Origin of the sequence: Hydrogenophaga aromaticivorans, assembly GCF_013387465.1 — a bacterium.
GTDB classification, from domain to species: domain Bacteria; phylum Pseudomonadota; class Gammaproteobacteria; order Burkholderiales; family Burkholderiaceae_C; genus Hydrogenophaga; species Hydrogenophaga aromaticivorans.
In genome coordinates this window covers 225,569-251,917 of sequence record NZ_VYGV01000007.1, presented here as the reverse complement: position 1 = coordinate 251,917, position 26,349 = coordinate 225,569, and the positions used below count along the sequence as shown (strand labels likewise).

The following is a 26,349-nucleotide window of genomic DNA, read 5'->3' as shown; positions in this document are numbered from 1 at the left end:
AAAATTCCCTGTCCATGACGACTGTCATGGGCATCTGGAAGACAATGGTCTTGTCCTGAAATGATCGGTTCCTGTCTGGCACCGAGCAGACACCCGTACCGGCCATCGGCATGATCAAGGCTTCAACAACCCCGACGGAGCCCCCATGAAAACCGCCCTGCTGGTCATCGACGTGCAAGAGTCCTTCCGCCACCGCCCCTTCTTCACCGAACGGGACCTGCCCGCCTACCTGGCCGCGCAGAACGCGCTCATCGCAGGCGCCCAGGCGGTTGGCATGCCCATCGTTCGCATCTTCCACGTGGACGGGCCGCAGGTTCCGCAAAACCCCTTCTCGCTGGAGTCGGGCGCCGTGCGGCCGCTGGACGGGCTGGCGCCCTTTGAAGCCGCCGCGACCTTCCACAAGTCGCGCCACAGTGCGCTCGTGGGCACCGGGCTGGAGGTTTGGCTGAACCGGAATGCCGTCCAGCGCCTGATCGTCAGCGGCATCCGCACCGAACAGTGCTGCGAAACCACCACCCGGCACGCGGCCGATCTCGGCTACACGGTGGACTTCGTGACCGACGCCACGCTGACCTTTGACATGGTGCAGCCCGACGGCACGCCGCTGCCGGCCGCCGACATCACGGCCCGTACGGCCACGGTGCTGAAAGACCGCTTCGCGCGCCTGTGCAGCGTGGCCGAAGCGGTAGCGCAACACTCATGAGCATCGCAACACTGACGGTGGCGATCCTGGCCTTCGATGAGGTCGAGGCGCTGGACTTGGCGGGTCCTTACGAGGTGTTCACCACCGCGAGTCGCATGGCCTTGCGCGAAAGGCCTTCAGACCCGGCACCGTTCGCGGTGTTCAGCGTGGCACGCGAGCGCCAGCCCGTGCACGCCCGCGCTGGTTTGACCCTGCTGCCCGACCACGGTTTTTCCGATACACCGCCGGTGCATGTGCTGATCGTGCCGGGCGGTGTCGTGGACGGGGCCATGCGCTGCGCCGAGACTTTGCGCTGGGTGGCGCTGGCCAGCGAACGCGCGCAACTGACGGCCTCGGTCTGCACCGGTGCCTTCGTGCTCGCGGCCAGCGGCGTGCTCACCGGCGGCCCCGTCACCACCCATTGGGAAGACCAGACCGACCTGGCCCGAGCCTTCCCTTCGCTGGACGTGAAAGCGGGCGTGCGCTGGGTCGATCAGGGCCGGATCGTCACCTCCGGCGGCATCAGCGCCGGGATCGACATGAGCCTGCACCTGGTGGCGCGGCTCGCGGGCGAAGCGCTGGCCCTGCGCACCGCGCGGCAGATGGAGTTCCAGTGGACGCGAACGTGAGCGGGCCGATCCGCGTGTCCTTCGTGCTGCTGCCGGGCAGCCTGATCCTCGACTGGGCGGGTCCGGCCGAGGCGTTGCGCATCGCCAACCAGTGCCTGCAGGCCAGCGGCCAACCCGCCGCGTTTGATCTGCGGTTCATCGGTCCGCAGGCGCAGGCCACCAGCTCCGTGGGCGCCTGCATCAGCGGCATCGAACCCCTGCCCGATAGGGTTTCCGAGGCTCCGTCCGCACCCCACTGGGTGGTGTTGCTCGGTCAGCCCGGCGACACCGTCGACGTGCGCAGCCCAGGCGTGCCGGAGCTGCTGCACTGGCTGCGTGGGCTGCGGCTGCAGGCAGGTCTGCTGGAGCTTGTCACGGTGTGCGCGGGCGCGATCCTCGCCGCACACGCCGGCCTGCTCGACGGCCACCGGGCAACCACGCACCACCACCACCTCGACGAATTGCGCCAGGTGGCGCCGCGCTGCGACGCGGTGGCCAACCGGGTGTTCGTGCTCGACGGTGCGGTCAGCAGCAGCGCGGGCGTGACCACCGGCATCGACCTGTTCCTGCACCGCATCGCGGCGGTCTGTGGCCCGGCGCTCGCGGCCCGCGTGGCGCAGACCATGGTCGTCGCGCTGCGGCGCGGCCCCGGCGACCCGGAGCTGTCGCCTTTCCTGCGCCACCGCGCCCACCTGCATCCGGCCATCCACCGGGTGCAGGACGCCATCGGCCAGCAACCGCAGGCCGACTGGTCGCTGCAGCGCATGGCCGAGGTGGCCTGCACCTCGCCGCGCCACCTCGCGCGCCTGTTCATCACCCACGCGGGCATTGCCCCGCTGGCCTACCTGCGCAGCATCCGGCTCGATCTGGCCGACGCCGCGCTGCGATCGGGCCACAGCGTCACGCTGGCCGCCGAGCTCGCCGGCTTCAGCTCCGACACCCAGCTGCGCCGCACCTGGCACCAGCTCGGCAAGGCGGGCTCACCCGCGCACCGCGGCCACTGAGCCTGGAAACGGCCGTTGTCCAGGCTGATTACAGCAACACCTCAGACGGCAGCACATGCACCCCTGGCGTGGCGGCCAGCGCGGCCTGCAGCAGGTGGTGCGCGATGCGCTGGGCGGGGACCACGCGGTAACGCCGCGGCAACAGCGGCTGCACCCACTGGGAGATGCGCACCGCGAGCTGTTCGGCCGGCCGGCTCTCCAGCCGCACGCCCCCGATCAGGCCCGGGCGCACCAGTGTGAGCGAGGGGTAGCCCACGGCCTGCAGATCGCGCTCGGTCTCGCCCTTGGTGCGGGTATAAAAAACGCGCGAGGCCGCGTCCGCGCCCAGGGCCGAGTTGAAGGCAAAGGCCCGCGCGCCGTGGCGCCGCGCGAGGTAAGCCACCTCCAGCGGGTGGTCGTGGTCCACCTTGTAGAAAGCGGCCTGTGAGCCGGCCTTGGCGATGGTGGTGCCCAGGGTGCAGACCACGGCGTCCACCGCCCACCAGTCGGCGTCTTCGGGCAGGCGCTCGAAGTCCACCAGCGGATTGAGCAGCTTGGGGTGCGGCGCCAGCGCCTTGCGGGTCGGGGCGACCACCTGGGCCACAACTGGGTCGGCCAGGGCCTGCTGCAGCACGGCCTGCCCCACCAGGCCGGTGGCACCGACCAGCATCAGACGCGTCATCCGCGGCAGCTCAGTTCAACGCGCGGCGCAGTTCCTGCAGCCGGCGGTCCATGGCGTCGCGATCGAGCGCGTCGTCGGTGTGGGCGATGTAGATTTCCAGATCGCTCACCGCAAGGCGGGCGTCACCCATTTCGGCCCAGGCCAGGCCCCGGTCGCGGTACTCCGTCCAGGCATCGGGCAGCAGCACGAGCAGGCGGTCCTGCACCGCGATCAGGCGCAGCCAGTCTTCCTGCGTGCGGTGGATCTCTTTCAGGTTGCGCAACATGCGCGAGAGGATTTCGCGCGATGGCGCCGCCTGCAGGTAGAGGCCGACCGGCACGTCGAAATCGTCCACCAGTCCGTTGCGCCGCTTGTAGGGCTCCAGCCGCTCGGACAGGTCTTCGCGGCTGAGCGACTGGCCGGTGAACGGATCGATCACCACCTGGCCATTGGGCAGGTTGACCTTCACCATGAAATGCCCGGGGAAGTTGACGCCCCGCGCCTTCAGGCCCAGGCCCTGCGCCAGCTCCAGCCAGAGCACACCCAGGGTGATGGGGATGCCGCGCCGGGTCCGGAGCACCGCGTTGAGGTAGCTGTTGTCGGGGTCGTAGTAATTGTTGACGTTGCCGCCAAACCCCATGTCGCGAAAGAAAAACTGGTTGAGCGCCCGCAGCCGCTGCAGCGGGTCGGTGGCGTCGTCGCAGCGTCGGCGCACGCGGGCCAGCAACTGGTCCACGTCGCCCAGCACTTCCTGCACATCCATCTCGGGGTATTCGTCCTGCGCGATGGCGGTGGCGGCTTCCAGCAACGGCAAGCCGTCATCGTCGGCCACCAGCGCGGCGAAGTAGCCCAGGGGCGTGGGCGTGGGGAATTCAAAGGCTGAAGGCATGGTCAGGGCGGCGGGCAGACCGCTGAACGGCGGGGTGCCGGTGCAGCGGATTTCATTTTCGGACGAATTGGCGAAGTTTCAAACCGGCCACGGTCAGGCTCAGGAAATAGACCAGGGCAGCGCCCACCACGCACAGGGCCAGCAGGCCCACGCGCTGTAGCAACTGACCCTCGAACCCCAGCCAGTTGAAGTGCGCGGCAGACCACATCAGGAACACGGACATCAGCGCGCTGGCGGCGACCACCTGCAGGGCAAAACGCGCCCAGCCGGGTGTGGGCGTGTAGGCCCCGCGGCGCAGCAGGCCGATCAACAGCCACAGCGCGTTCACCATGGCCCCGATGCCGATGGCCAGCGCCAGCCCGGCGTGGGCCAGGTAAGGCACGAACAACAGGTTCATCAACTGGGTCAGCAGCAGCACCACCACCGCGATCTTCACCGGCGTGCGGATGTCCTGGCGGGCGTAAAAGCCGGGCGCCAACACCTTGATGGCGATCAGCCCGATCAGCCCGGCACCGTAGCCCATCAGGGCACCGGTGGTCTGCTGCACGTCGGCCGCGGTGAAGGCACCGTAGTGGTAGAGCACGGCCACCAGCGGTTTGGCAAAAGTCAGCAACGCCACCGCGCAGGGCACCGCCAGCAGCACCACCAGACGCAGACCCCAGTCGAGCAGGTTGCTGTAGCGCTGGGCATCTTCGGCCGCTTTGGCGGCCGCCAGCTGGGGCAGCAGCACCACGCCCAGCGCCACGCCCAGCATGGCGGTGGGAAATTCCATCAGGCGGTCGGCGTAGGTGAGCCAGCTCACACTGCCGGTGGCCAGGTGCGAAGCGATCTGGGTGTTGATCAACAGCGAAATCTGCGCCACGCTGACCCCCAGCAGGGCCGGCAGCATCAGCGTGGTCACGCGGCGCGTGCCGGGGTGGTTCCAGGCGGTTTTCAGCGACGACCAGCGCAAACGGATGCGCGGCATCATGCCCAGCCGCAGCAAGACCGGGATCTGCACGCCCAGCTGCAACGCACCGCCCAGCAACACCCCGCCCGCCATGGCGTAGATGGGCTGGATGCCCAGGCTCTTGAACCAGGGTGCGCCCCAGTACGCGGCCGTGATCATGGCCACGTTGAGCAGCACCGGCGTGGCCGCCGGCACAGCAAAGCGCTTCCAGGTGTTCAGGATGCCGGCCGACAGCGCCACAAACGACATGAAGGCGATGTAGGGGAACATCCAGCGCGTCATGAAAACGGCGGCCTCGAAGCCGTCAGGGCTCTGTTTCAGGCCGCTGGCCATGGCCCAGACCAGCACCGGTGCCCCGGCCACGCCCAGCACGCAGGTAGCGGTCAGCGCCCAGGCCAGCACGGTGGCGATCTGGTCCACCATCTGGCGGGTGGCGGCGTCGCCCTCCTTTTCGCGCACACCGGCCAGCACCGGCACGAACGCCTGGCTGAACGCGCCTTCGGCAAACAGCCGGCGCAGCAGGTTGGGAATGCGGAAAGCGACGTTGAACGCGTCGGTCAGGGCGCTGGCACCAAAGGTGGACGCCATCAGCAGTTCGCGCACCAGCCCGGTGATGCGTGAGGCCAGCGTCAGCAGGGAGACCAGGGAGGCGGATTTGAACAGGGACACGGCCGCCAGTGTAACCATGCGCACCCCACGCCCGGCAGAGACGCTACCCAGGCAGGCGGCGCCATGCTAAAATCGCGGGCTTTGCTGGGCATCATCCCCAAACATCTGAAGGAAATTCACCATGGCAACCAAGCCGAAGAAAAAGAACCCCCGTCTGGCATCTGGCCGCAAACGCGTCCGCCAGGACATCAAGATCAACGCCGCGAACACCTCGCTGCGCTCCAAATACCGCACCGCCGTCAAGAACGTTGAAAAAGCGGTTCTGGCCGGCGACAAGACCAAGGCCACCGAACTCTTCGCCAAAATGCAAGGCGTTGTGGACATCATTGCCGACAAGGGCATCTTCCACAAAAACAAGGCCGCTCGCGACAAGAGCCGCCTGTCCGCCAAGGTCAAGGCACTGGCACTCGCCACCGCCTGACCACCCCACCGGCCTGATCCGTCAGGCCACCAGCCCGGACCCCCTCGGGGTCTGCCGTTTGAAACGGGTGCGCTGCCAGCAAAGAAAAGCAAAAAACCGCCTTCGGGCGGTTTTTTGTTGCCTGTCCAATGCTCAAGTGACGTGGGTCAGGTGGTTCAGGGTTTTGCGGCCGGCTCCGGCAGCACGCAGCCTTCGGACACCTGCAGGTCGTTGTCGCGCGCAAAGTGCATGACGAAGTCCCAGGCCATGGGTTCGGCTTCGCGCAGATCGGTGTGCACGATGACGACTTTCACGCCGTTCATGACCGTGGGCACGCACCAGGGCGAATACGCAATGTGGCTGCCCTGCCGGACCACGCCGCCGCCGGGGCGGAACTGACTCATCACGCCGGCCAGACGTTCGGCCCAGTCGCTGGGGCGAAAGGTGCGGCCACTGCGTGTGACGCCCTGGATGAACACTTGTTTGGCAGTCGGTGAAACCATCGGGGAAGCCTTCGGATGGAGGGCCCTGGAAGGGACGCATGGCCACCGCCAGACCGAGGATCGCTGGCCGGGGTGGATGGCAGGTATTCTATCTTATATAAGACCTGAACTCAGGGATAACCCGGGGCTCCGGTCGGTTGACCACAGGCTGCCATGGCTTCATGACAGCGATGCGGAACAAGCAATGATGATGCCCGCTCCTGCCCCTAAAATCGCTTTTCAACGGCTCAACCTTCGTTGAGCCGCTTTCTTTTGGCCCTTCCCACCGGAGTCCCGCATGAATGCCGCCGCCACCGCCGTCCCCTCGTCGCCCCACGTGATGAACACCTACGGCCGCCTGCCGATCGCGATGTCGCATGGCCGAGGCTGCCGCGTCTGGGACGTGAACGGCAAGGAGTACCTGGACGCGCTGGCCGGCATCGCCGTCAACACCCTGGGCCACGCCCACCCCAAACTGGTGCCCGCGCTGCAGGACCAGGTGGCCAAGCTGATCCACTCGAGCAACTACTACCACGTACCCAACCAGGAAGTGCTGGCCCGGATGCTGGTGGAACGTTCGGGCATGACCAACGTGTTCTTCTGCAGCTCCGGCCTGGAGGCCAACGAGGCCGCGCTGAAACTGGCGCGTAAGTACGGCCACGACAAGGGCATCGAACGCCCGGAGATCGTGGTCTACGAAAAAGCCTTCCACGGTCGCAGCATCGCCACGCTCTCAGCCACCGGCAACCCCAAGGTGCAGGCCGGCTTCGGCCCGCTGGTCGAAGGCTTCATCCGCGTGCCGCTCAACGACATCGAAGCCCTGAAGAAAGCCACCGTGGGCAACCCCAACGTGGTGGCGGTGTTCTTCGAGACCATCCAGGGCGAAGGCGGCGTGAACCCGATGCGCGCGCAGTACCTGCAGGAGGTGCGCGCGCTGTGCGACGCGCAGGACTGGTTGCTGATGATCGACGAGGTGCAGTGCGGCATGGGCCGCACCGGCAAGTGGTTCGCCCACCAGTGGGCCGGCATCCAGCCCGACGTGATGCCGCTGGCCAAGGGCCTGGGCTCGGGCGTGCCCATCGGCGCGGTGGTGGCCGGCCCCAAGGCCGCGAACATCTTCCAGCCGGGCAACCACGGCACCACCTTCGGCGGCAACCCGCTGGCCATGCGCGCCGGGGTGGAGACCATCCGCATCATGGAAGAAGAGGGCCTGCTGGAAAACGCGGCCACCGTGGGCGCGCACCTGCGCGGCCGGCTCGAAGCCGCCCTGCTGGGCAAGCCGGGCGTGAAAGACATCCGTGGCCAGGGCCTGATGCTCGGCATCGAGCTGGACAAGCCCTGCGGCGTGATCACACAGCGCGCGGCCGACGCCGGCCTGCTGCTCTCGGTCACGGCCGACAGCGTGATCCGCCTGGTGCCGCCGCTGATCATGACCACCGCCGAGGCCGACGAAGTCGCGGCCATCCTGTTGCCGATCATTGCTGCATTCCTGGCAGAAAACGCATGAACCTCCGCCACTACCTCCAGTTCAAGGACCTGAGCGCCGACGAGTACGCCTACCTGCTCACGCGCGCCGCCTTCATCAAGCAGAAATTCAAGGCCGTCGAAAAGCACCAGCCGTTCGCCGATCCCGACCGCACGCTGGCCATGATCTTCGAGAAGGCCAGCACGCGCACGCGCGTGAGCTTCGAGGCCGGCATGTACCAGCTCGGCGGCTCGGTGGTGCACCTGACCACGGGCGACAGCCAGCTCGGCCGCGCCGAACCGATCGAAGACAGCGCCAAGGTCATCAGCCGCATGGTGGACCTGGTGATGATCCGCACCTACGAACAGAGCAAGCTGGAGCGCTTCGCGACGCACTCGCGCGTGCCGGTCATCAACGGCCTGACCAACGAGTTCCACCCCTGCCAGATCCTGGCCGACCTGTTCACGATGGTCGAGTACCGACCAGCCGCCAGCGGCAACCCGCTGGATGCCCTCAAGGGCAAGGTCGTGGCCTGGGTCGGTGACGGCAACAACATGGCCAACACCTGGCTGCAGGCGGCCGAGCTGCTGGGCTTCACGGTGCACGTGAGCACGCCCAGCGGCTACGAGGTCGACCCGAAGCTCGCCGGCGTCTCCAACCCGACCTGCTACAAGGTGTTCAAGGACCCGAAGGAAGCCTGCAAAGGCGCCGACCTGGTGACCACCGACGTCTGGACCAGCATGGGCTACGAAGCCGAAAACGAGGTGCGCCGCGCCGCGTTCGCAAAATGGTGCGTGGACGAAGCGATGATGGCCGTGGCCAAACCCGACGCGCTCTTCATGCACTGCCTGCCCGCGCACCGCGGCGAAGAGGTGAGCGCCGAAGTCATCGACGGCCCGCAATCGGTCGTCTGGGACGAGGCGGAGAACCGCATGCACGTGCAGAAGGCGCTGATGGAATACCTGCTGCTGGGGCGCCTGGCCTGATGCGCCGGGCCAGCGCAGCGCGGTCATGAGCGCCGCCCGGCCATTCCGAAGGCAGTGCGCACGGAGGGTCGTCCAGTGAGCGCCTGCACGGCCTGCGGTGCCTGCTGCGCGAGCTTTCGCGTGGACTTCTCGGTCCACGAGACACAGGCCGAAGGGGGCAGCGTGCCCGACGGGCTCGCCGTCACGGTCACCGACACCATCAGCCGCATGCGCGGCACCGACCACGGGCAACCCCGTTGCGCGGCGCTGTCGGGCCGCATCGGCGAACGAGCCATGTGCGGCATCTACGAGTGGCGACCCAACCCCTGCCGCGAGTTCGAAGAGGGCAGCGACGCCTGCGCCCAGGCGCGCCGCCGCCATGGCCTGCCGCCGCTGGGTGACTCGCCGGAACACTGAACATGCAAGCCCTGCTCGACACCATCGCCAGGATGGTCATGCCCACCGATGCCCAGCGCGTCTTCCACGGCCGGGGTGGCCTGCACCCGGGCTGTGAAGCCTGGACGCTGGATGCCTACCCGCCGGTGTGGGTGCTGACCAAATTTGGAGAGGCCAGCGACGACGAACTGGCCACGGTGTCGGCCGCACTCGCCGCGCGCCACGAACTGCTCGCACCCGGTGAGCCGCTGAACTGGGTGTTCCAGAGCCGGCACGAGGGCCGCAGCGAAACCCGGCTGAAGGCCGGCAGCGTGCCCGAACCCCACGTGGTGACCGAACGCGGTGCGCGCTACCTGGTGCACGTGCTCAAAGGGCAGAACCACGGCCTGTTTCTCGACATGGCCGAAGGGCGCCAGTGGGTGCGCGAACACGCCGCGGGCGCCAAGGTGCTCAACCTGTTTGCCTACACCTGCGCCTTCTCGGTGGCGGCGCTGCAGGGCGGCGCGAAGCAGGTGGTCAACGTGGACATGAGCGCGGGGGCCATCGCCATCGGACAACAGAACCACGCGCTCAACGGCCTGCAGGCCGGCGCCAGCTTCCTGGCCCACGACATCTTCAAGACCTGGGGCAAGCTCACGCGATCAGGGCCTTACCACCTCATCGTCGTGGACCCGCCGAGCTACCAGAAAGGCAGTTTCGTCGCCACGAAGGACTACGCCCGCCTCATGCGCCGCCTGCCGGACCTGCTGCGGCCCGACGGCGAGGTGCTGCTGTGTCTCAACGCGCCCGAGCTGGACACCGCGTTTCTGCAGAACCCGATGCGCGAAGCCGCGCCCGAACTGATATTCGTTGAACGCCTGTCCAACCCGGCCAGCTTCGCCGACGTGTCACCCGAGCGCGCCCTCAAGGTGCTGCGTTACCGGGCGCCCGGGCTGGATGCGCCTCGCGCTCAGACCCGGGGTTTGCCGGACGGGCAACCCGAGCAGGCCGAGCAGGCACCGCAAGCACCCGGAGGCTGACCACCCCCGGTGTTCCCGCTGGCCTCACCCGCGGTGCCCCGTTGCAGCCAGCGCCGCAGGCTCGGCCGCAGCACATACGCCAGCGCCACCAGCACACACACGCCGACGATGAGGCCCTGAACGCTCACGGGGTTACCTCCGCGCTTCGCACTGCGGTGCGAGCTCCCTTCGGAACGGTCGGGCGGGAGCTCATGTGGCGCCCCATGCCCCGGCGACCCGGTAGGTGATCCAGGCCATCAGGTAGGCCAGTGCAAACAGGTAGGCCGCCACCCCCAAGGCATGGCGCCAGCGCCCGGTTTCACGCCGCACCGCCGCCAGCATGGCCACGCACTGCGGCGCATAGACAAACCACACCAGCAACGCCAGCGCCGTGGGCAAGGTCCATTGTTCGGCGATCAGGGCGCCCAGGGCCTCGTGCACTTGCTCACCTTGAGCGGACAAGGCGTAGACAGTGCCCAGGGCCGCCACCACGACCTCGCGCGCCGCCATCGCCGGGATCAGCGCCACCACGATGCGCCAGTCAAAACCCAGCGGCGCGAACAGGGGCTCCAGCACGCCACCCAGGCGGCCGGCGAAGCTGTGCGCCACGGCTGACCCTGTGAATCCCTCGGGGGCCGCCGGGTAGCTGGAGAGAAACCACAGCAGCACCATGAGCGCCAGGATGATGCCGCCGACCCGGCGCACAAAAATCAGCCCCCGCTCCCAGAGACCACGCGCGATGTTGCGCGCGCTCGGCCAGCGGTAGGCCGGCAGCTCCATCAGCAGCGGCGTGGGCTGGCCCTTGCCGCTGTGGCGAGACACCACGTAAGCCACGAGCATCGCGCTGACGATGCCCATGACGTACAGCGCAAACAGCACGAGCCCCTGCAGGTTGAACAGCCCCCCTACCGTGCGCTGCGGGATGAAAGCGCCGATCAACAAGGCGTACACCGGTAGCCGCGCCGAGCAGGTCATCAGCGGGGCCACCAGGATGGTCAGCCAGCGGTCACGCCAGTGGGTGATGGTGCGTGTGGCCATGATGCCGGGCACGGCGCAGGCAAAGCTGGACAGCAGCGGAATGAAGGAGCGGCCCGAGAGCCCCACCAGCCCCATCCAGCGGTCCATGAGAAACGCCGCGCGCGGCAGGTAGCCCGAGTCCTCCAGCACGAAGATGAAGAAAAACAGGATCAGGATCTGCGGCAGGAACACCAGCACACCGCCCACGCCCGCGATCACGCCGTCAACCAGCAGGCTGCGCAGCGGACCGTCGCTCATGTGCGTGGCCACCTGCTGGCCCATCAAACCGATGCCCGCTTCAATCGCGTCCATCGGCCAGGCCGCCCAGGCAAACACCGCCTGGAACATGAACAGCAGCAACAGCGCCAGCAAGGCCATGCCCCACAGCGGGTGCAGCGCAAAGCGGTCGATGCGGTCGCTCAGGCCCCAGCGCTTCGCAGGCACCTGCAGGGTCAGCGCCAGCAGTTCGCGCACCCGCTGGTTGAGCGCCACCGGGTCCACCCCGCCGGCGTCGGCCGCGGCAGGCAACGGTGCGGCAAGCCCCTGGGTGAACAGGGCATCCAGTTGCTCCAGCAAGGCGCGCGCGCCGTCTTTCTGCACGCTCACGGCGGGCACCACCGGCATGCCCAGTTCAGCGGCCAGCGCCACGGTGTCGATGCGCATGCCCTGCGCCTGCGCCACGTCGGCCATGTTGAGCACCAGCACCATGGGCAGTCCCTGCGCCTGGGCTTCCAGCACCAGCCGCAGGTTGAGCTGCAGGTGCGTGGCATCGACGACGCAGACGAGCAGATCGGGTCGGGCCTCACCGGCCAGCCGCCCCTGCACCACGTCGCGCGTGACCTGCTCGTCCTGGCTCAGCGGGTCCAGGCTGTAGGTGCCCGGCAGGTCCAGCAGTTGCGCGCGCCGTCCCTGCGGCGTGGTCAGCCAGCCCTGCTTGCGTTCGACGGTCACGCCCGCGTAGTTGGCCACCTTCTGCCGGTGGCCGGTGAGCAGGTTGAACAGCGCGGTTTTGCCGCAGTTCGGGTTGCCGAGCAGGGCCAGCCGGGGAGCCGCGGCGCTCATACTTTTACGGCCCACCGCACCTGCAGCAACGCCGCTTCGTGAGCGCGCAGGGCAAAGGTGGACTGCCCCACACGCACCGCGATCGGCCCGCCGCGCAGCCAGCCCCGCGACACCACCCGAACCGATTCGCCGGGCAGGAACCCGATCTCTGCCATCCGGCGCAAGGTCTTGCGGCTGTCGTCGTCGCGCGCCGGAGCAAAGGCCTGCAACACGCCCGGCGTGTGCAGCGGCCCCTGGTGCAATGCACTCACCCGATCGGCAGGCGCCAGATCATCGTCAACGGGCAAAGGCCAGGAAACCGCTTGGGGAGTGGAGAGGGACACGGTCACATCCATGAATGAACAGAAGTGTGCAGAGCGTACACAAACGAGATTGGTTCTCATTTGCTTTAAATCAAACTTTCACAAAAACCCGGAACGGCACAGGGCATCCTGTCTGGTGGTGTGAATGCCCTATTTTGTTTAGACCTAAAATAATTTCCCTCCGTTGGAAATAACCGACACCATGGTTTTTTCACCGGTGCTACCTTCGCCGGACCATGAAAAAGCTCTGGGACATTTCCCCTCCCGTCAACGCCAGCACGCCGGTTTTCCCGGGCGATACGGCCTACGCCCAGCAGTGGGTGGCGAGCATCGAACCGGGCTGCCCGGTCAACGTGAGCGCCATCACGCTCTCGCCCCACGTGGGCGCACACGCCGACGCCCCGCTGCACTACGACCCCGCGGGCGCCGCCATCGGCGCGGTCGATCTCGACGCCTTTCTCGGTCCGTGCCGCGTGATCCACGCCATCGGTTGCGGCCCCTTGGTGCGGCCGGAACACCTGGCTCACGCGCTTGACCGGCTTCCACCTCGCGTGCTGGTGCGGGTCTACGAACACATGCCGCAAGACCGCTTTGACAACGCCCTGCCGGCTTTTGCCCCGGAAACGGTTGCACTGCTGGCCGACCGCGGCGTGAAGCTCATCGGCATCGACAGCGCCAGCATCGACCCCGCCGACAGCAAGACACTGGAGAGCCACCAGGTGATCCGCCACCGCGGCCTGCGCGTGCTGGAAAACCTGCTGCTCGACGATGTGCCCGAAGGCGACTACGAGCTTATCGCCCTGCCCCTGAAACTGACCACCGCCGACGCCAGCCCGGTGCGCGCCGTGCTTCGTGAACTGTGATTACCCCAGGAGACAAAAATCCATGACCACCCTTCAAGACTGCCAACAGCTCGATGCCCAGGATCCGCTGCGCGACCTGCGCGACCTCTTCACCCTCCCCGATGCCACCATCTACCTCGACGGCAACTCGCTCGGCGTGATGCCCGCCGCCGCCCCGGCCCGCGTGGCCGACGTCGTGACCCGCGAGTGGGGCACCGACCTGATCCAGAGCTGGAACAAGAACGGCTGGTTCGCCATGCCGCAGAAGGTGGGTGACAAGATCGCGCGCCTGATCGGCGCCGCACCGGGCACCGTGGTGGCCACCGACAGCACCTCCGTCAACCTGTTCAAGGTGCTCTCGGCCGCGCTGCACCTGGCCGCAGCCGACGCACCACAGCGCCAACGCATCGTGAGCGAGCGCAGCAACTTTCCGACCGACCTCTACATCGCCGAAGCGCTGTGCAAGGAACGCGGCTACGAGCTGGTGCTGGTCGAGCCCGAGGAGATCGCAGGCGCGCTGAACGATCAGGTCGCGGTCCTGATGCTGACCCACGTGAACTACCGCACCGGCGCCCTGCACGACATGCCCGCCGTGACCGCAGCCGCCCACGCCGCCGGCGCACTCATGGTCTGGGACCTGGCGCACAGCGCAGGCGCGGTGCCGGTGGACCTGACGGGCGCTGGCGCCGACTACGCGGTCGGCTGCGGCTACAAATACCTCAACGGCGGCCCCGGTGCGCCTGCCTTCGTGTGGGTCAACCCGAAACACGCCGACCGTTTCTGGCAACCGCTGGCCGGCTGGTGGGGCCATGCCACCCCGTTCGAATTCACGCCCGACTACCGCCCCGCGCCGGGCATCACGCGCTACCAGTGCGGCACCCAGCCCATGATCAGCCTGGCGGCGCTGGAGTGCGGCGTGGACACGCTGCTCGCGGCCGAAGCCCAGGGCGGCATGACGGCGCTGCGCAGCAAGTCGCTCGCGCTGACCGACCTGTTCATCCAGCTCGTCGAAGAACGCTGCGCGGGTCATGGCCTGGGTCTGGCGACGCCTCGCGAACATGCGCAGCGCGGTTCACAGGTTTGCCTCACCCGAGACGAAGGCGCCTACGCCATCGTGCAGGCGCTGATCGCGCGCGGCGTGGTGGGCGACTACCGCGCCGGCGATGGGGGCCGCCACAAGGACATCCTGCGCTTCGGCTTCACGCCGCTGTACATCGGGTTTGTGGATGTCTGGAACGCGGTCGAACACCTGAAGCAGGTGCTCGAAACAGCGGAGTGGAAACGACCAGAGTTCAACCGCAAACACGCCGTGACATGAAGCACCCCCTGCGCCGCTTCGCGTCTTCCCCCTCCAGGGGGACCACGCCAGCGGCCCGGCAAAGCCGGTTCCGCGGCGTGTGCTGGACCGCGCTCCCCTCTATCGACAAGGATCTTTCATGACCTGCCCCCACCACAACACCAGCGCCCCGACCTCGGCCACCGAAGCCATCGTCGCCGAAGAAAAGGCCCAGCTCGACTTCAGCCGCGACATGAGCTACGGCGACTACCTGCAGCTCGACGCCATCCTCAGCGCACAGAAACCGCTCTCGCCCGCTCACGACGAACTGCTGTTCATCGTGCAGCACCAGACCAGCGAGCTGTGGATGAAGCTCATGCTGCACGAGCTCACCGCCGCGGTGAAAAACATCGCCGAGGACGAACTCAACGCCGCCTTCAAACAGCTCGCGCGCGTGAGCAAGATCATGGAACAGCTGGTGCACGCCTGGGACGTGCTGGCCACCATGACGCCACCCGAATACAGCGCCATCCGGCCCTACCTCGCCAACTCCAGCGGCTTCCAGAGCTTCCAGTACCGCTGCATCGAATTCGCGCTCGGCAACAAGAACGCCGCCATGCTCAAACCCCACGCACACAGCCCCGAGCGGCTGGCGATGGTGCAGACCGCCTTTGAGGCCCCATCGCTGTACGACGAGGCCCTGCGCCTGCTCGCGCGCCGCGGCATCGCCGTGCCGGCGAGCCATACGCAACGCGACTGGACGAAGCCTTATGAGTCCAGCGATGCGGTGGAACAGGCCTGGCTGCAGGTCTACCGCAACCCCAGGGAACACTGGGACCTGTACCAGCTGGGCGAAGAACTCACCGACCTCGAAGACGCCTTCCGCCTCTGGCGCTTCCGCCACGTGACCACGGTCGAACGCGTGATCGGTTTCAAGCGCGGCACCGGCGGCACGGGCGGCGTGAGCTACCTGCGCAAGATGCTGGACGTGGTTCTCTTTCCGGAAATCTGGAAGCTCCGAACAGACTTGTGAAGGTTCCGGCCTGCGGCATCATGGCGCCATGAACGCTCCCACGCTCGCCGACCTGCGCCGCTACGCCGTGGCCCGCAGCCTCTTCACTCCCACCACCCTGCCCAAGGCCATCGAACGGTTGGGTTTTGTGCAGGCAGACCCGATCCGTTCACCGGCCCGCGCGCAGGACCTGACGCTGCGCCACCGGGTCAAGGCGTACCGGGTGGGCGATCTGGAGCGGCACTACCCGCGGCTGGCGGTGGAAGAGGATTTTTTCGTCAACTACGGCTTCGTCACGCCCACGCTGCACGCCCGCATGCACCCGCGCACCGCGCGCGCCGAGTGGCCGCCCGAGCGCATGGCGCAAGCCCAGGCGGTGTGGGCCTTCGTTCAGGAGCGCGGCGAAGTCCACCCGCGCGAGGTGGACGCGCATTTCGCACACGGCCACACCACCAACGGCTTCGGGGGCCAGTCCAAAGCCAGCACCCAGCTGCTCGACGGCATGCACTACCGCGGCTGGCTGCGCGTGGCCCGGCGCGCGAACGGCACCCGGCTGTACGCGGTGCACACCCCGCAGGAAGCGCCTGCCGACGTGCCCGCCACGCTGGACGCGCTGGTGGACACCCTGGTGGCGAAGTACGCCCCGCTGCCCTCGCCCGGCCTGCGCCAGCTGGTGGGCCTGTTGCAGCACGCCGTGCCGCAGTGGAAGGGCCAGTTGCGTCCGGCGCTGCAGCGCGCCTGCGCGCGGCTGCCGCACGCTGAAGTGGGCGGCACGACCTGGTACTGGCCCGAGGAAGAAGACCCGCGTTCGCGCCGCTGGAGAGCGCCCGAGGGTGTGCGCCTGCTGGCGCCGTTCGACCCGGTGGTCTGGGACCGCGACCGTTTCGAACGCCTGTGGGATTGGGCCTACCGTTTTGAGGCCTACACACCGCCAGCCAAGCGCGTGCGCGGCTACTACGCCATGCCGCTGCTGTGGCGCGACCAGGTCATTGGGTGGGGCAACCTGTCGGTGGAAGGTGGGCTCCTGCGTTCGGACCTGGGTTTCGTGCACGGGCAGGCGCCCGAGGACGCCGAGTTCCGCGAAGCGTTGGACACCGAGATGTCGGCCATGGCCACCTGCCTGGGCGTCGAGCGGAATTGAACCGGTCGGGGGATCAGGGTTTTATGTTGTTCTTCTGAATCACCTCGGCCATCGCGGCCGTGTCCTTGCGGATGCGATTGGCCAGGCCTTCGGGCGAGGTGCCCGCCACCTGCCAGCCCTGGGCCAGGATCTTCTGCCGTATCTCGGGCCGGCGAACGATGTCGGCCAGCAACACCGCGAGCCGGTTCACGTGCGCCTTGGGCAGGCTGTTGGGCGCGGCCACGGCGTTCCAGATTTCCAGCTGCAAGTCCTTCACACCGGCCTCGGCCAGGCTGGGCACGTCGGGCACCACGCTGCTGCGCCCGGCCGAGGTCACGCCGATGGCCTTGAGCTTGCCCGCGCGCACCTGGGCCATGGCCAGGCCCGGCGGCAGCAGCGACATCTGGATCTGCGCGCCGAGCAGCGCGGTGATGACCTGCGGGTTGCCCGGGTAGGGCACGTGCACCGGCGCGATGCCGGCGCGCGATTTGATGAGCTCCATGCCCAGGTGGGCCACCGTGCCCACGCCCGGCGTGCCGTAGTTCCAGCGGTCGCCCGACTCGCGCGCGGCGGCGAAGAAAGCGGCGCCGCTGGTGGCGGTGTCGCCCGGCACGCTGAGCACCAGGGGCGCCACGGCGAGCAGCGAGACCGGCGTCAGGTCGGCGAGCGGGTCGTAGGGGGTGGCCGGGTTGAGGATCTTGGCGATCGTCAGGTTGCCGTTGATCATGAGGCCGATGGTGTGGTCGTCGGTGGCACGGGCCACCTGGCTGGCCGCGATGTTGCCACCCGCGCCCGCTTTGTTTTCCACCACCACCGGCTGACCCAGTGCCTGCGACAGCGGCTCGGCGATCAGGCGCGCCATCAGGTCGGGTGACGAGCCGGCCGGGAAACCGACCACCATCTTCAACGGCTTGCTGGGCCAGGGGGTCTGGGCGAACACGGTGGACACACCGCAGGCCATGGCGATGGCGGCGGCGATGACATGGCGGCGTTGGGGTTGGAACATGCGTCGATTCCTCAAGGTGAACAACAGGCCCGCAGATTAACAGGCGAGGTGCTGCACCAGCGCGCCCGCTCACACCGCAGGACTGACCTTTTGCAGGGCGCGGCCGCGTTGTATCGAACCGGCGCGACATGCCCCACCCAGGATGCGGTGGAACCGGCTCCGCCGGGCCACTCGCATCGCCCCCTGGGGGGGTGACGCCGCAGGCGGCGCGGGGGGGTTTACACAGGTACAGGCGGCCCGCGGTAGAGCCAGGGGTTGTCCAGCAGGTTTTCACCCAGCAGGCCCATGGCGGTGTTGCGCCCCCAGCGCAGCAAGCCGTCGGCGTGGAAGATGGTGCCGTTGCGCTGCGAGCGGCTTTGCACACGGGCGTTGCGTTGCCAGCGGGTCTGCGCATACCGCGCAAACAGGGCTGGCCAGTCCACAGGTTCGGCCACGGGCTGCGTCTGCAGCAGCCGGCCGAGCGTCCAGGCGTCTTCGATCGCCATGGCCGCACCCTGCGCGAGGTAGGGTCGCAAGGGGTGCGCGGCGTCGCCGAGCAGGGCCACGCGCCCCTGCGCATGTTCCTGCGCACTGGCCACGGGTGCGCGGTCGTTCAGGGCCCAGAGCTTCCAGTCGGTCACCGCACCCAGCATGTCCTTGAGGTCGCCGCACACCGGGCCCAGCGCGCGCTGCAGGTCGGCGCTGCGCGCCTCGTGGCTCCAGCTCTGCGGATCGCTGCCGGGCGGGCCACCATGGCCTTGCCCGAGCACGCCGTGCACCACCGCCACGACGTTGAACCACTCCCCGCGCTTGACCGGGTAATGCACCACATGCAGCTGAGGCCCCAGCCAGGCGGTCACGCACGAAGCACGCAAGGCCGCAGGCAGGTCTGTTGCGCGCACCATGCCGCGGTAGGCCAGGTGGCCACTCACGCGCACCGGGTGGGCGCCCAGCATCTGGGTGCGCACCCGGCTCCACAAACCGTCGGCCCCAACCAGTGCCGCGCCCTGGAACACCGAGTCGTCTTCGCAGGTGGCGCGCACCGAGACCTGGGTCGGCTCGTACGCCGTCAGGCGTGCGCCCAGGTGCAGGCGCACGGCGTCCTGGCGTTGCACGGCCTGCAACAGCAGTTCGTGGAGGTCGGCGCGGTGGATGGTGGCGTAGGGTTGGCCGTAGCGGGCGCGGATCATGGCGCCCAGCCGCAGGCGACCCAGGTGCACACCCCGGTGGGCGTCACGCACCCGGAGTTCGTCGGGGAAAGCGGCGCGGGCGTGCAATTCGTCGATCAGGCCCCAGTCGTCCAGCACGCGCACCGCGTTCGGACCGAGCTGCAAGCCGGCGCCCACTTCACCCAGGGCACCCGATTGCTCCATCACATCGACCGAGGCACCCGTCCTCGCCAGCGCCAATGCACAGGCCAGCCCACCGATGCCACCCCCCGCCACCAAGACATGCGTATTCATCGGCGCATTTTGCCGTGCGCCCAGTCCCGGTCTTTTGACACAGCGCAGGAATCGGCTGCGCTGGCGCGCTGCCCGGGCCAGCGCAGCGGGGCTACAGCACGCGGTTGAACCAGTAAAGCGACAGGCCCGAGGCGAGCAGCACCAGCAGTGCGGCCACCAGCGCCAGCAGGCCCGAGATCTCGGTTTCCTTTTTCTCCACCGTGAGCCGCGTGCTCAGGGTCTCGTAGACCTTCTTCAGGTTCTCGGCGGTTCCGGCGTAGAAGTACTCGCCCTGGGTCGTGCGGGCGACTTCCTTGAGGGTGTCTTCGTCCAGCCGCACCCGCATGGACCAGCCTTCAAAACCGATCACCTCGCCGCTCACGGTGCCCACGCCCACGGTGTACACGCGCACCCCCCGGTCAGCGGCCATCTTGGTGGCCTCCTCCGTGTCCACGCCGGTGGTGCGCTGGCCGTCGGTGAGCAGGATGATGGCGGCCGAGGTGTAGGAGCCGGGGGGCACCGGTTCGAACGCTTTCTTCTCGGTCTGGGGCTGGTCGATGGCGCGACCCTGGGGCGCAAACGGATCGTTGTGGCGTCCAAAGGTCATGTTGCCCAGGTCGATGCCCTGGTCCGGGAACAGCTCCGAGAGCGCCACCACGATGGCACTGCCGATGGCGGTGGCGCGCTGCAGCTGGAACTTGTCGATCGCGGTCACCAGGTCTTCGCGGCTGAGCGTGATGGGTTGCACCACCTGCGCCGTGCCCGCAAAGGCCACGATGCCGACGCGCACGTGGCGCGGCAACTCGGCCAGAAAAGCCTTGGCGGCGTTCTGCGAAGCGACCAGTCGGTTCGGCTCCACATCGGTGGCGCGCATGCTGCCCGACACATCCATGGCGAGGATGATGGTCTGCTGGGTCGACGGCAGCAGGATGGTCGCCATGGGCCGGGCCGAGGCCAGCAGCATGGCGGCAAAGGCGAACAGCAGCAGCACCGGCGGCACGTGCCGGCGCCAGCCCGGGCCTTTGCCCATGGCCTCGCGCACGATGGACAGGCTGGCAAAACGCAGGGCCGTCTGCCGGCGCCGCCGCAGCAGCCACCAGTACAGCAACACCAGCAGCGGCAGGATCAGCAGCAGCCAGAGCAACTGGGGCCATAGAAAGGACACCGGCGACTGGGCCAGCAGGGCGTTGAGGCTGTTCATGCGCGTGCTCCGAGGTGCGCCGGCAACGGGCGGCGCGGTTGGGCGCGGCGCTTGCGCATGTCCACAAAACGCAGGACGGCGTCGGCCAGGTCGTCGTCGGTGGCGAGCTCCAGGGTGTCCACGCCCGCGCGGGTCAGGCTCTCGCGCAGCTGGGCTTCGCGCTGCGCGGCGATGCGGGCAAAGCGCTGGCGAAAGCCGCTGTCGTGCGTGTCGACCAGCAGTTGCTCGCCGGTTTCGGCGTCGCGCACGGTGACCAGCCCCAGGTCGGGCAGGTTCAGTTCCAGCGGGTCGAGCAGGCGCACGGCCACCACATCGTGGCGCCGCGCGAGTTCACCCAGCGGTTGCTCCCAGCCGGGTTCGCTGATGAAGTCGGACACCACGAACACCGTGCAGCGCTGGCGCACGGTGTGGGTGGCGGCGCGCAGCAGGTCGGCCAGGCGGGTCGTGCCGTCTTTGCCAGCTGTCTTGCTGCCCGAGAGGGCCGGGGGGCGACGGATCATCTGCATCAGTTGCAGCACCTGGTTGCGCCCACCGCGCGCAGGCAGCACCGCGTCCACCACCGGTTGACCACGCGAACCGTACAGCACCGCGCCCACGCGGTTGCCGTGGCGGCTGATCAGTCGCGCGAGCACCGCCACGAAGCCCAGCAGCACCTGGCTCTTGCGCTGCTCGCCCGAGCCGAAATCCACCGAAGGGCTCAAGTCGAGCAGGAACCAGGCCGCCATCTCGCGGTCTTCGGTGAACACGCGCACATGCGGCGTCTGCAGCCGCGCGGTGACGTTCCAGTCGATGTGGCGCACGTCGTCGTGGTGCTGGTATTCGCGCAGGTCGGCCAGGTCCAGGCCACTGCCGCGCATGAGCGTGCGGTAGTCACCCTGCAGCAAACCATCAAGCCGGCGGATCACGGTCCACTCCAGCTCGCGCAGCAGCGCGTCGGCCCGCGCCGCCTGCGCGACCACCGGCGGCTCAGGGGCTTGGGAACGGGATTTGAACAGGCCGAACAACATGGTGGTGCCTCTGTTTCAGGCGGCCTTTTTCTCGTGCTCCAGCGGCTTGGCTGGCGGTGTGACGGTGTCCATGATGCGGGCAATCAGCGCATCGCTGTCCAGCCCCTCGGAGAGGCCCTCGTACGACAGCACGATGCGGTGGCGCAGCACGTCGGGCACCAGATCGCTCATGTCTTCGGGCAACGCGTAGTTGCGCCCGCGCAGCATGGCCAGCGCGCGCGCGCCCTCCACCAGGCCGATGGTGGCGCGCGGGCTGGCGCCGTAGGTGATGAAGCGCGCTGTGTCTTTCAGGCCGTGTTTCTCGGGCGTGCGCGTGGCCGACACGAGCCGCACCGCGTACTGCACCAGCGCCGGGTCCACATAGACCTGGCGGCACAGCGCCTGCAGTGCGGCGAGCTGCTCGGTGGTGGCCACCGCCTGCACCTGCACGGCCGGACCGGTCACGCGCTCGACGATGACGAACTCCTCTTCGTCGGTCGGGTAGTCCACCAGCACCTTCATCATGAAGCGGTCGACCTGGGCCTCGGGCAGCGGGTAAGTGCCTTCGGTCTCGATCGGGTTCTGCGTCGCCATCACCAGGAACGGGCTGGGCACCTTGTGCGACTCGCCGGCGATCGTGACCTGCCGCTCCTGCATCACCTCCAGCAGCGCGCTCTGCACCTTGGCCGGCGCGCGGTTGATCTCGTCGGCCAGCAGCAGGTTGGCAAACACCGGGCCGAGCGCGGTGCTGAAGTCGCCTGTTTTCTGGTTGTAGATGCGCGTGCCCACCAGATCGGCCGGCACCAGGTCGGGCGTGAACTGGATGCGCTTGAACTGCCCCTGCACCACGCTGGCCAGCGTCTTCACGGTCAGCGTCTTGGCCAGCCCGGGCACGCCCTCCACCAGCAGGTGGCCCTGCGCCAGCATGGCCACCATGACGCGCTCCAGAAAGCGGTCCTGGCCGACCACCACGCGCTTCACTTCGTACAGGATCTGCTCCATGAGCTGGGCGGTGTCGGGGGCGTTGTTGTCGCTCATGAAGCACTCCTGTTCAGAATGGGGGAAGACCGACGGCGCCGGCAGCGCTTTCAATCGGCACGGCAAAGCCGATACCGACAAAGGTGCGGTGGTTGGTGGGGTTGAGGATGCCGGTGACGATGCCGACCACCTCGCCGTCCATGGTGACCAGCGGCCCGCCGGAATTGCCCGGGTTCGCCGCCGCGTCGAACTGGATCAGGTTGTCGATCTCCTGTTCGCCTTCGGGCGACTTGAAGGCACGACCCAGCCCGGATATGACACCCGCTGAGGTGGAAGGGCCGATGCCGAACGGAAAGCCCACTGCCACCACGTGGTCACCCGCCACCAGGTCCCCGGTGCTGCGCAGGGTGGCGGCGTGCAGGTCGTCGGGAATGGTGTGGGCCTGCAGCACGGCCAGGTCGTTTTCCGCCTGCACACCGGTCACGGTGGCCGCCGATTCGGAGCCGTCGGCAAACACCAGTTTGACGGTCTGCGCAGACTGCACCACGTGCAGGTTGGTCAGGATGACGCCCTTGTCGAGGATCACCACGCCGGTGCCCACGCCGTGTTCCACCTCTTCGCCCTTTTTGTCCTTCACGAAAGACATCACGCGGACCACGGCGGGGCGGATCTTCTCGGCCGCACGCGCCGCCGCCGAGGGCAGGTTCTGGGTGGTGAGCGTGCGCAGCACCGCGGCATCGATGTCTTTCTGCGTCAGCGCCCTGGCGCCCACCGGGCCTTGCGTCCAGATGCTGGCCAGCAACAGCGCACCGAGCAGGGCCAGCGCAGCCCACATCACGCGCGGGTTGATCGCTGCACGGGCCAGGCCGGCACGCCAGCCGCGCCGGGCAACCCGGATGGGCATGGGCCCAGACACAGGAGCGTCAGCGCTCCCGGATTCAACCGCATCCGCCGGGCGCCCGCCCGCTGGCGCAGGGCCGGCGCGGGCCGATCGGCTGTAGAGGGCAGGCTTGCGCACGGCGGCTCCTGAAACGCTGGGGGCGATGTGGCACATCATGCCGCGTTGCGGCGCGTGGCTCAAGCTCCCAGCAGTTGCCTGAGCACGTAGGGGAGGATTCCGCCCGCGCGGTAATAGTTCACTTCCACCGGCGTGTCGATGCGCAGTGTGAGCGCGACCTCGCTGCGCTGCCCGTCGGGGCGCGTGATCACCATCGTGGCCTCGCTCTGCGGCAGCAGTTGCGGGTGGGGCAACACGTCGATCCGCTCCTCGCCGGTGAGCCCCAGGCGCTCCCAGCTGTCGCCGGGTTTGAACTGCAGCGGCAGCACGCCCATGCCCACCAGGTTGCTGCGGTGGATGCGCTCGAAGCTGCGCGCCACCACCGCCTTGATGCCCAGCAGCTGCGTGCCCTTGGCCGCCCAGTCGCGGCTGGAACCGGTGCCGTATTCCTCGCCCGCGAACACCACGGTGGGCAGGCCCGCGGCCTGGTAGCGCATGGCGGCGTCGAAGATGCTCATCTTCTCCGCCGCACCGCCGCCCTGGTACAGCGTCCAGCCGCCCTCCTCGCGCGAGCCGTCGGGGCCCGGCGGCAGCATCAGGTTCTTGATGCGCACGTTGGCAAAGGTGCCGCGCATCATCACCTCGTGGTGGCCGCGGCGCGCGCCGTAGCTGTTGAAGTCGGCCTTCAGCACGCCACGCGCCAGCAGCCACTGTCCCGCGGGCGAGCGCTCCTGGATCGAGCCCGCGGGGGAAATGTGGTCGGTGGTGATGGAGTCGCCGAACAGGGCCATGACGCGCGCGCCGCGCACGGCCGGGGCCTGCTCGGCCGGCTGGGTCAGTTCAAAGTGTTCGAAGAACGGCGGCTCGGCGATGTAGGAGCTGACCGGCCAGGTGTAGGCGTTGCCGCTCACGCCATGGATGCGTTCCCAGAGCTTGCCAGGCTCGGTGGCGACCCGCGCGTAGTTCTCGCGGTAGGCCTTGCCGTTCATCGCGAACCGCATCAGCTTGTGGATCTCGTCGCTGGTCGGCCAGACGTCGCCCAGGTACACCGGCTTGCCGCCCTTGCCCAGCCCCAGCGGTTCGGTCATGAGGTCTTTCATGACGTTGCCCGCGATGGCATAGGCCACCACCAGCGGGGGGCTGGCCAGGAAGTTGGCCTTGAGGTTGGGGTGGATGCGCGCCTCGAAGTTGCGGTTGCCCGAGAGCACGGCCGCGCACACCAGATCGTTCTGCGTGATCACGGCGTTGAGCTCGGGCGTGAGGTCGCCGGCGTTGCCGATGCAGGTGGTGCAGCCATAGCCCGCGAGCGAAAAACCCAGCTTCTCCAGGTAGGGCAGCAGGCCGGTGGCCGTGAGGTATTCGGTGACGATGCGCGAGCCCGGGGCCAGCGAGGTCTTGATGTGCGGCTGCACCTTCAGGCCAGCCTCCACCGCCTTCTTCGCCAGCAGGCCGGCGGCCAGCAGCACGCCGGGGTTGCTGGTGTTGGTGCAGCTGGTGATGGCGGCGATCAGCACGTCGCCGTTGCCGATGGACAGCTTTTTCAGCACGGCGTGCGACTGCGGCTCGGCCCCGGCATGGGCCGTGGCGCGCGCTGGCTTGTTGGCCTCCATCTCGGCCACGAAGCGCGGTGCGCCGGCCGGGGTGGGTGTCGCCTTCTCGGGCGCCGGGGGGTCGGCCGGTTCGCCCAGCTCGGGCTGGTAGCGCGTGAGCAGCAATTCGGCCGGGCGGTTGAAGCCGTTCTGTGCGTTGGGTTTGCTGAAGAGATCGGCGAACTGCTGCGCCACCTGGCCGAGTTCGATGCGGTCCTGCGGGCGCTTGGGGCCGGCCAGGCTGGGCGTGACCTGGCCCAGATCGAGCCGGACCACCTGCGAATAATGAATATCGCCCGAGGCCTGCGAAGCCCCCGCGGCGCCGGGCACGCCGAACAGGCCCTGGGCGCGGAAGTAGGCCTCGAAGGCTTCGATCTCGGCCTTGCTGCGGCCGGTGCCACGGAAATAGTCGAGCGTCTTGTCGTCCACCGGGAAAAAGCCCATGGTGGCGCCGTATTCGGGCGCCATGTTGGCAATCGTCGCGCGGTCGGGCAGCGCGAGCGAGGCCGTGCCTTCGCCGAAGAACTCGACGAACTTGCCCACCACCTTGTGGCTGCGCAGGATCTCGGTCACGGTGAGCACCAGGTCGGTCGCGGTGCAGCCTTCGCGCAGGCGGCCGGTGAGCTCGAAGCCCACCACGTCGGGCGTGAGGAAGTACACCGGCTGACCCAGCATGGCGGCCTCGGCCTCGATGCCACCCACGCCCCAGCCCACCACGCCGATGCCGTTGATCATGGTGGTGTGGCTGTCGGTACCCACCAGGGTGTCGGGGTAGTACAGGCCGCCCTTCAGGTGCACGCCGCGCGCCAGGTACTCCAGGTTCACCTGGTGCACGATGCCGAAGCCCGGCGGCACCACGCCAAAGGTGTCAAAAGCCTGCATGCCCCATTTCATGAACTCGTAGCGCTCGCGGTTGCGCTGGAATTCCAGCTTCATGTTGAGGTCCAGCGCGTTCTTCGTGCCGTAGTAGTCGACCATCACCGAGTGGTCCACCACCAGGTCCACCGGCACCAGCGGCTCGATGCGTTTGGGGTCCTTGCCCAGGCGCTGGGCCACGCTGCGCATCGCCGCGAGATCGGCCAGCAGCGGCACGCCGGTGAAGTCCTGCAGTACCACACGCGCCACGGTGAACGGGATCTCCTGTGTGCGCGCCGCGCTCGGCTGCCACTGCGCGAGCTGCGCCACATGTTCCGGCGTCACACGCTCGCCATCGCAGTGCCGCAGCACGCTTTCCAGCACGATGCGCAGCGACACCGGCAGGTATTTCACCCCCGGGTACTGTTTCGCCAGCGCCGGCAGCGAATAGAAACGGCCGCTTTTGCCCGAGGCGGTCTTGAAGGTCTTGACCGTGGATGCGAACGGATGGGCGTAGACGGCGCTGGGGGACATGCCT

General features: G+C 68.1%; 25 protein-coding genes. 12 read left to right on the top strand and 13 right to left on the bottom strand.

Features of this window, described 5'->3' with window-relative positions:
- The first annotated feature begins 145 nt into the window (after nt 1–145).
- The 3 genes from F3K02_RS11040 to F3K02_RS11030 are packed head-to-tail and all read left to right on the top strand — an operon-like array spanning nt 146 to nt 2,294.
- Nucleotides 146–703 (top strand): isochorismatase family protein, encoded by a 558-nt coding sequence (locus F3K02_RS11040; protein WP_177135653.1) that lies wholly within the window; start codon nt 146–148, stop codon nt 701–703.
- Nucleotides 700–1,311 (top strand): DJ-1/PfpI family protein, encoded by a 612-nt coding sequence (locus tag F3K02_RS11035; protein ID WP_177135652.1) that lies wholly within the window; start codon nt 700–702, stop codon nt 1,309–1,311. Before F3K02_RS11040 ends, F3K02_RS11035 begins: the two co-directional genes overlap by 4 nt.
- Nucleotides 1,296–2,294: a helix-turn-helix domain-containing protein gene (locus F3K02_RS11030; RefSeq protein ID WP_177135651.1), complete on the top strand. Its 999-nt coding sequence runs from the start codon at nt 1,296–1,298 to the stop codon at nt 2,292–2,294. The genes F3K02_RS11035 and F3K02_RS11030 overlap by 16 nt, the downstream gene beginning before the upstream one ends.
- 28 nt (nt 2,295–2,322) lie before the next feature.
- On the opposite strand, the gene F3K02_RS11025 is transcribed toward F3K02_RS11030, so the two are convergent.
- The 3 genes from F3K02_RS11025 to murJ are packed head-to-tail and all read right to left on the bottom strand — an operon-like array spanning nt 2,323 to nt 5,441.
- Nucleotides 2,323–2,955 carry a Rossmann-fold NAD(P)-binding domain-containing protein gene (locus F3K02_RS11025; protein ID WP_177135650.1) on the bottom strand — a complete coding sequence of 211 codons (633 nt, stop codon included), beginning with the start codon at nt 2,953–2,955 and terminating at the stop codon, nt 2,323–2,325.
- Nucleotides 2,956–2,965: 10 nt separating this feature from the next.
- The gene (locus F3K02_RS11020; RefSeq protein WP_177135649.1) at nt 2,966–3,823 is read right to left on the bottom strand and encodes a SirB1 family protein; all 858 of its coding nucleotides are present in this window, start codon (nt 3,821–3,823) and stop codon (nt 2,966–2,968) included.
- 52 nt (nt 3,824–3,875) lie between these two features.
- Nucleotides 3,876–5,441 carry a murein biosynthesis integral membrane protein MurJ gene (murJ, locus tag F3K02_RS11015; RefSeq protein ID WP_177135648.1) on the bottom strand — a complete coding sequence of 522 codons (1,566 nt, stop codon included), beginning with the start codon at nt 5,439–5,441 and terminating at the stop codon, nt 3,876–3,878.
- 121 nt (nt 5,442–5,562) lie between these two features.
- On the opposite strand from murJ, the gene rpsT reads away from it, so the two are divergent.
- Complete coding sequence (gene rpsT, locus F3K02_RS11010) at nt 5,563–5,862, top strand: 30S ribosomal protein S20 (RefSeq protein ID WP_177135647.1); 300 nt, start codon at nt 5,563–5,565, stop codon at nt 5,860–5,862.
- A 155-nt stretch (nt 5,863–6,017) separates the two neighbouring features.
- On the opposite strand, the gene F3K02_RS11005 is transcribed toward rpsT, so the two are convergent.
- Entirely contained in the window at nt 6,018–6,344 is a 327-nt protein-coding gene (locus F3K02_RS11005) for a DUF3579 domain-containing protein (RefSeq protein WP_177135646.1), read from the bottom strand.
- Nucleotides 6,345–6,621: 277 nt separating this feature from the next.
- On the opposite strand from F3K02_RS11005, the gene F3K02_RS11000 reads away from it, so the two are divergent.
- The 4 genes from F3K02_RS11000 to F3K02_RS10985 all read left to right on the top strand — a co-directional run bounded on the left by F3K02_RS11000 (nt 6,622) and on the right by F3K02_RS10985 (nt 10,168).
- Nucleotides 6,622–7,830, top strand: a complete 1,209-nt coding sequence (locus tag F3K02_RS11000) for an aspartate aminotransferase family protein (RefSeq protein ID WP_177135645.1) — start codon at nt 6,622–6,624, stop codon at nt 7,828–7,830.
- Nucleotides 7,827–8,774 carry an ornithine carbamoyltransferase gene (gene argF, locus F3K02_RS10995; protein ID WP_177135644.1) on the top strand — a complete coding sequence of 316 codons (948 nt, stop codon included), beginning with the start codon at nt 7,827–7,829 and terminating at the stop codon, nt 8,772–8,774. The genes F3K02_RS11000 and argF overlap by 4 nt, the downstream gene beginning before the upstream one ends.
- 75 nt (nt 8,775–8,849) lie before the next feature.
- Nucleotides 8,850–9,170 (top strand): YkgJ family cysteine cluster protein, encoded by a 321-nt coding sequence (locus tag F3K02_RS10990; protein ID WP_177135643.1) that lies wholly within the window; start codon nt 8,850–8,852, stop codon nt 9,168–9,170.
- A 2-nt stretch (nt 9,171–9,172) separates the two neighbouring features.
- Nucleotides 9,173–10,168, top strand: coding sequence for a class I SAM-dependent methyltransferase (locus F3K02_RS10985; protein WP_177135642.1), 996 nt, complete (start codon nt 9,173–9,175; stop codon nt 10,166–10,168).
- A gap of 189 nt (nt 10,169–10,357) precedes the next feature.
- Here the strand turns inward: F3K02_RS10985 and feoB are convergent, their stop codons facing one another.
- Complete coding sequence (gene feoB, locus F3K02_RS10980; protein WP_177135641.1) at nt 10,358–12,226, bottom strand: ferrous iron transporter B; 1,869 nt, start codon at nt 12,224–12,226, stop codon at nt 10,358–10,360.
- Nucleotides 12,223–12,609 (bottom strand): FeoA family protein, encoded by a 387-nt coding sequence (locus F3K02_RS27885; protein ID WP_343067067.1) that lies wholly within the window; start codon nt 12,607–12,609, stop codon nt 12,223–12,225. Before F3K02_RS27885 ends, feoB begins: the two co-directional genes overlap by 4 nt.
- 155 nt (nt 12,610–12,764) lie before the next feature.
- Between F3K02_RS27885 and kynB the strand changes: the two genes are divergently transcribed.
- The 4 genes from kynB to F3K02_RS10955 all read left to right on the top strand — a co-directional run bounded on the left by kynB (nt 12,765) and on the right by F3K02_RS10955 (nt 16,799).
- On the top strand, nt 12,765–13,391 hold the full coding sequence (gene kynB / locus F3K02_RS10970) for an arylformamidase (RefSeq protein WP_177135639.1): 627 nt from the start codon (nt 12,765–12,767) through the stop codon (nt 13,389–13,391).
- 22 nt (nt 13,392–13,413) lie between these two features.
- Nucleotides 13,414–14,688: a kynureninase gene (gene kynU, locus F3K02_RS10965; RefSeq protein ID WP_177135638.1), complete on the top strand. Its 1,275-nt coding sequence runs from the start codon at nt 13,414–13,416 to the stop codon at nt 14,686–14,688.
- A 118-nt stretch (nt 14,689–14,806) separates the two neighbouring features.
- Entirely contained in the window at nt 14,807–15,679 is an 873-nt protein-coding gene (gene kynA, locus F3K02_RS10960; RefSeq protein ID WP_177135637.1) for a tryptophan 2,3-dioxygenase, read from the top strand.
- Between the two features lie 28 nt (nt 15,680–15,707).
- Complete coding sequence (locus F3K02_RS10955) at nt 15,708–16,799, top strand: DNA glycosylase AlkZ-like family protein (RefSeq protein WP_177135636.1); 1,092 nt, start codon at nt 15,708–15,710, stop codon at nt 16,797–16,799.
- A gap of 13 nt (nt 16,800–16,812) precedes the next feature.
- On the opposite strand, the gene F3K02_RS10950 is transcribed toward F3K02_RS10955, so the two are convergent.
- From F3K02_RS10950 to F3K02_RS10920, 7 genes are all read right to left on the bottom strand, one after another.
- Entirely contained in the window at nt 16,813–17,784 is a 972-nt protein-coding gene (locus F3K02_RS10950) for a Bug family tripartite tricarboxylate transporter substrate binding protein (protein ID WP_177135635.1), read from the bottom strand.
- Nucleotides 17,785–18,002: 218 nt separating this feature from the next.
- On the bottom strand, nt 18,003–19,226 hold the full coding sequence (locus F3K02_RS10945; RefSeq protein WP_177135634.1) for an FAD-dependent monooxygenase: 1,224 nt from the start codon (nt 19,224–19,226) through the stop codon (nt 18,003–18,005).
- Nucleotides 19,227–19,317: 91 nt separating this feature from the next.
- A complete protein-coding gene (locus F3K02_RS10940) occupies nt 19,318–20,370 on the bottom strand; it encodes a VWA domain-containing protein (RefSeq protein ID WP_177135885.1) in 1,053 nt (350 codons plus the stop codon).
- A gap of 32 nt (nt 20,371–20,402) precedes the next feature.
- On the bottom strand, nt 20,403–21,413 hold the full coding sequence (locus tag F3K02_RS10935) for a DUF58 domain-containing protein (RefSeq protein ID WP_177135633.1): 1,011 nt from the start codon (nt 21,411–21,413) through the stop codon (nt 20,403–20,405).
- Nucleotides 21,414–21,428: 15 nt separating this feature from the next.
- A complete protein-coding gene (locus tag F3K02_RS10930; RefSeq protein WP_177135632.1) occupies nt 21,429–22,430 on the bottom strand; it encodes an AAA family ATPase in 1,002 nt (333 codons plus the stop codon).
- Between the two features lie 13 nt (nt 22,431–22,443).
- Nucleotides 22,444–23,388, bottom strand: a complete 945-nt coding sequence (locus tag F3K02_RS10925; protein ID WP_343067066.1) for a S1C family serine protease — start codon at nt 23,386–23,388, stop codon at nt 22,444–22,446.
- Between the two features lie 59 nt (nt 23,389–23,447).
- Nucleotides 23,448–26,345 (bottom strand): aconitate hydratase, encoded by a 2,898-nt coding sequence (locus tag F3K02_RS10920; protein WP_177135631.1) that lies wholly within the window; start codon nt 26,343–26,345, stop codon nt 23,448–23,450.
- Nucleotides 26,346–26,349: the final 4 nt, after the last annotated feature.

What these genes read in the sequence shown, in the direction of transcription:
- F3K02_RS11040 (WP_177135653.1), top strand. Translation starts at nt 146, where the DNA reads ATGAAAACCGCCCTGCTGGTCATCGACGTGCAAGAGTCCTTCCGCCAC.
- F3K02_RS11035 (WP_177135652.1), top strand. Translation starts at nt 700, where the DNA reads ATGAGCATCGCAACACTGACGGTGGCGATCCTGGCCTTCGATGAGGTC.
- F3K02_RS11025 (WP_177135650.1), bottom strand. Translation starts at nt 2,955, where the DNA reads ATGACGCGTCTGATGCTGGTCGGTGCCACCGGCCTGGTGGGGCAGGCC.
- F3K02_RS11020 (WP_177135649.1), bottom strand. Translation starts at nt 3,823, where the DNA reads ATGCCTTCAGCCTTTGAATTCCCCACGCCCACGCCCCTGGGCTACTTC.
- rpsT (WP_177135647.1), top strand. Translation starts at nt 5,563, where the DNA reads ATGGCAACCAAGCCGAAGAAAAAGAACCCCCGTCTGGCATCTGGCCGC.
- F3K02_RS11005 (WP_177135646.1), bottom strand. Translation starts at nt 6,344, where the DNA reads ATGGTTTCACCGACTGCCAAACAAGTGTTCATCCAGGGCGTCACACGC.
- F3K02_RS11000 (WP_177135645.1), top strand. Translation starts at nt 6,622, where the DNA reads ATGAATGCCGCCGCCACCGCCGTCCCCTCGTCGCCCCACGTGATGAAC.
- argF (WP_177135644.1), top strand. Translation starts at nt 7,827, where the DNA reads ATGAACCTCCGCCACTACCTCCAGTTCAAGGACCTGAGCGCCGACGAG.
- F3K02_RS10985 (WP_177135642.1), top strand. Translation starts at nt 9,173, where the DNA reads ATGCAAGCCCTGCTCGACACCATCGCCAGGATGGTCATGCCCACCGAT.
- feoB (WP_177135641.1), bottom strand. Translation starts at nt 12,226, where the DNA reads ATGAGCGCCGCGGCTCCCCGGCTGGCCCTGCTCGGCAACCCGAACTGC.
- F3K02_RS27885 (WP_343067067.1), bottom strand. Translation starts at nt 12,609, where the DNA reads ATGAGAACCAATCTCGTTTGTGTACGCTCTGCACACTTCTGTTCATTC.
- kynB (WP_177135639.1), top strand. Translation starts at nt 12,765, where the DNA reads ATGAAAAAGCTCTGGGACATTTCCCCTCCCGTCAACGCCAGCACGCCG.
- kynU (WP_177135638.1), top strand. Translation starts at nt 13,414, where the DNA reads ATGACCACCCTTCAAGACTGCCAACAGCTCGATGCCCAGGATCCGCTG.
- kynA (WP_177135637.1), top strand. Translation starts at nt 14,807, where the DNA reads ATGACCTGCCCCCACCACAACACCAGCGCCCCGACCTCGGCCACCGAA.
- F3K02_RS10955 (WP_177135636.1), top strand. Translation starts at nt 15,708, where the DNA reads ATGAACGCTCCCACGCTCGCCGACCTGCGCCGCTACGCCGTGGCCCGC.
- F3K02_RS10950 (WP_177135635.1), bottom strand. Translation starts at nt 17,784, where the DNA reads ATGTTCCAACCCCAACGCCGCCATGTCATCGCCGCCGCCATCGCCATG.
- F3K02_RS10945 (WP_177135634.1), bottom strand. Translation starts at nt 19,226, where the DNA reads ATGAATACGCATGTCTTGGTGGCGGGGGGTGGCATCGGTGGGCTGGCC.
- F3K02_RS10935 (WP_177135633.1), bottom strand. Translation starts at nt 21,413, where the DNA reads ATGTTGTTCGGCCTGTTCAAATCCCGTTCCCAAGCCCCTGAGCCGCCG.
- F3K02_RS10930 (WP_177135632.1), bottom strand. Translation starts at nt 22,430, where the DNA reads ATGAGCGACAACAACGCCCCCGACACCGCCCAGCTCATGGAGCAGATC.
- F3K02_RS10920 (WP_177135631.1), bottom strand. Translation starts at nt 26,345, where the DNA reads ATGTCCCCCAGCGCCGTCTACGCCCATCCGTTCGCATCCACGGTCAAG.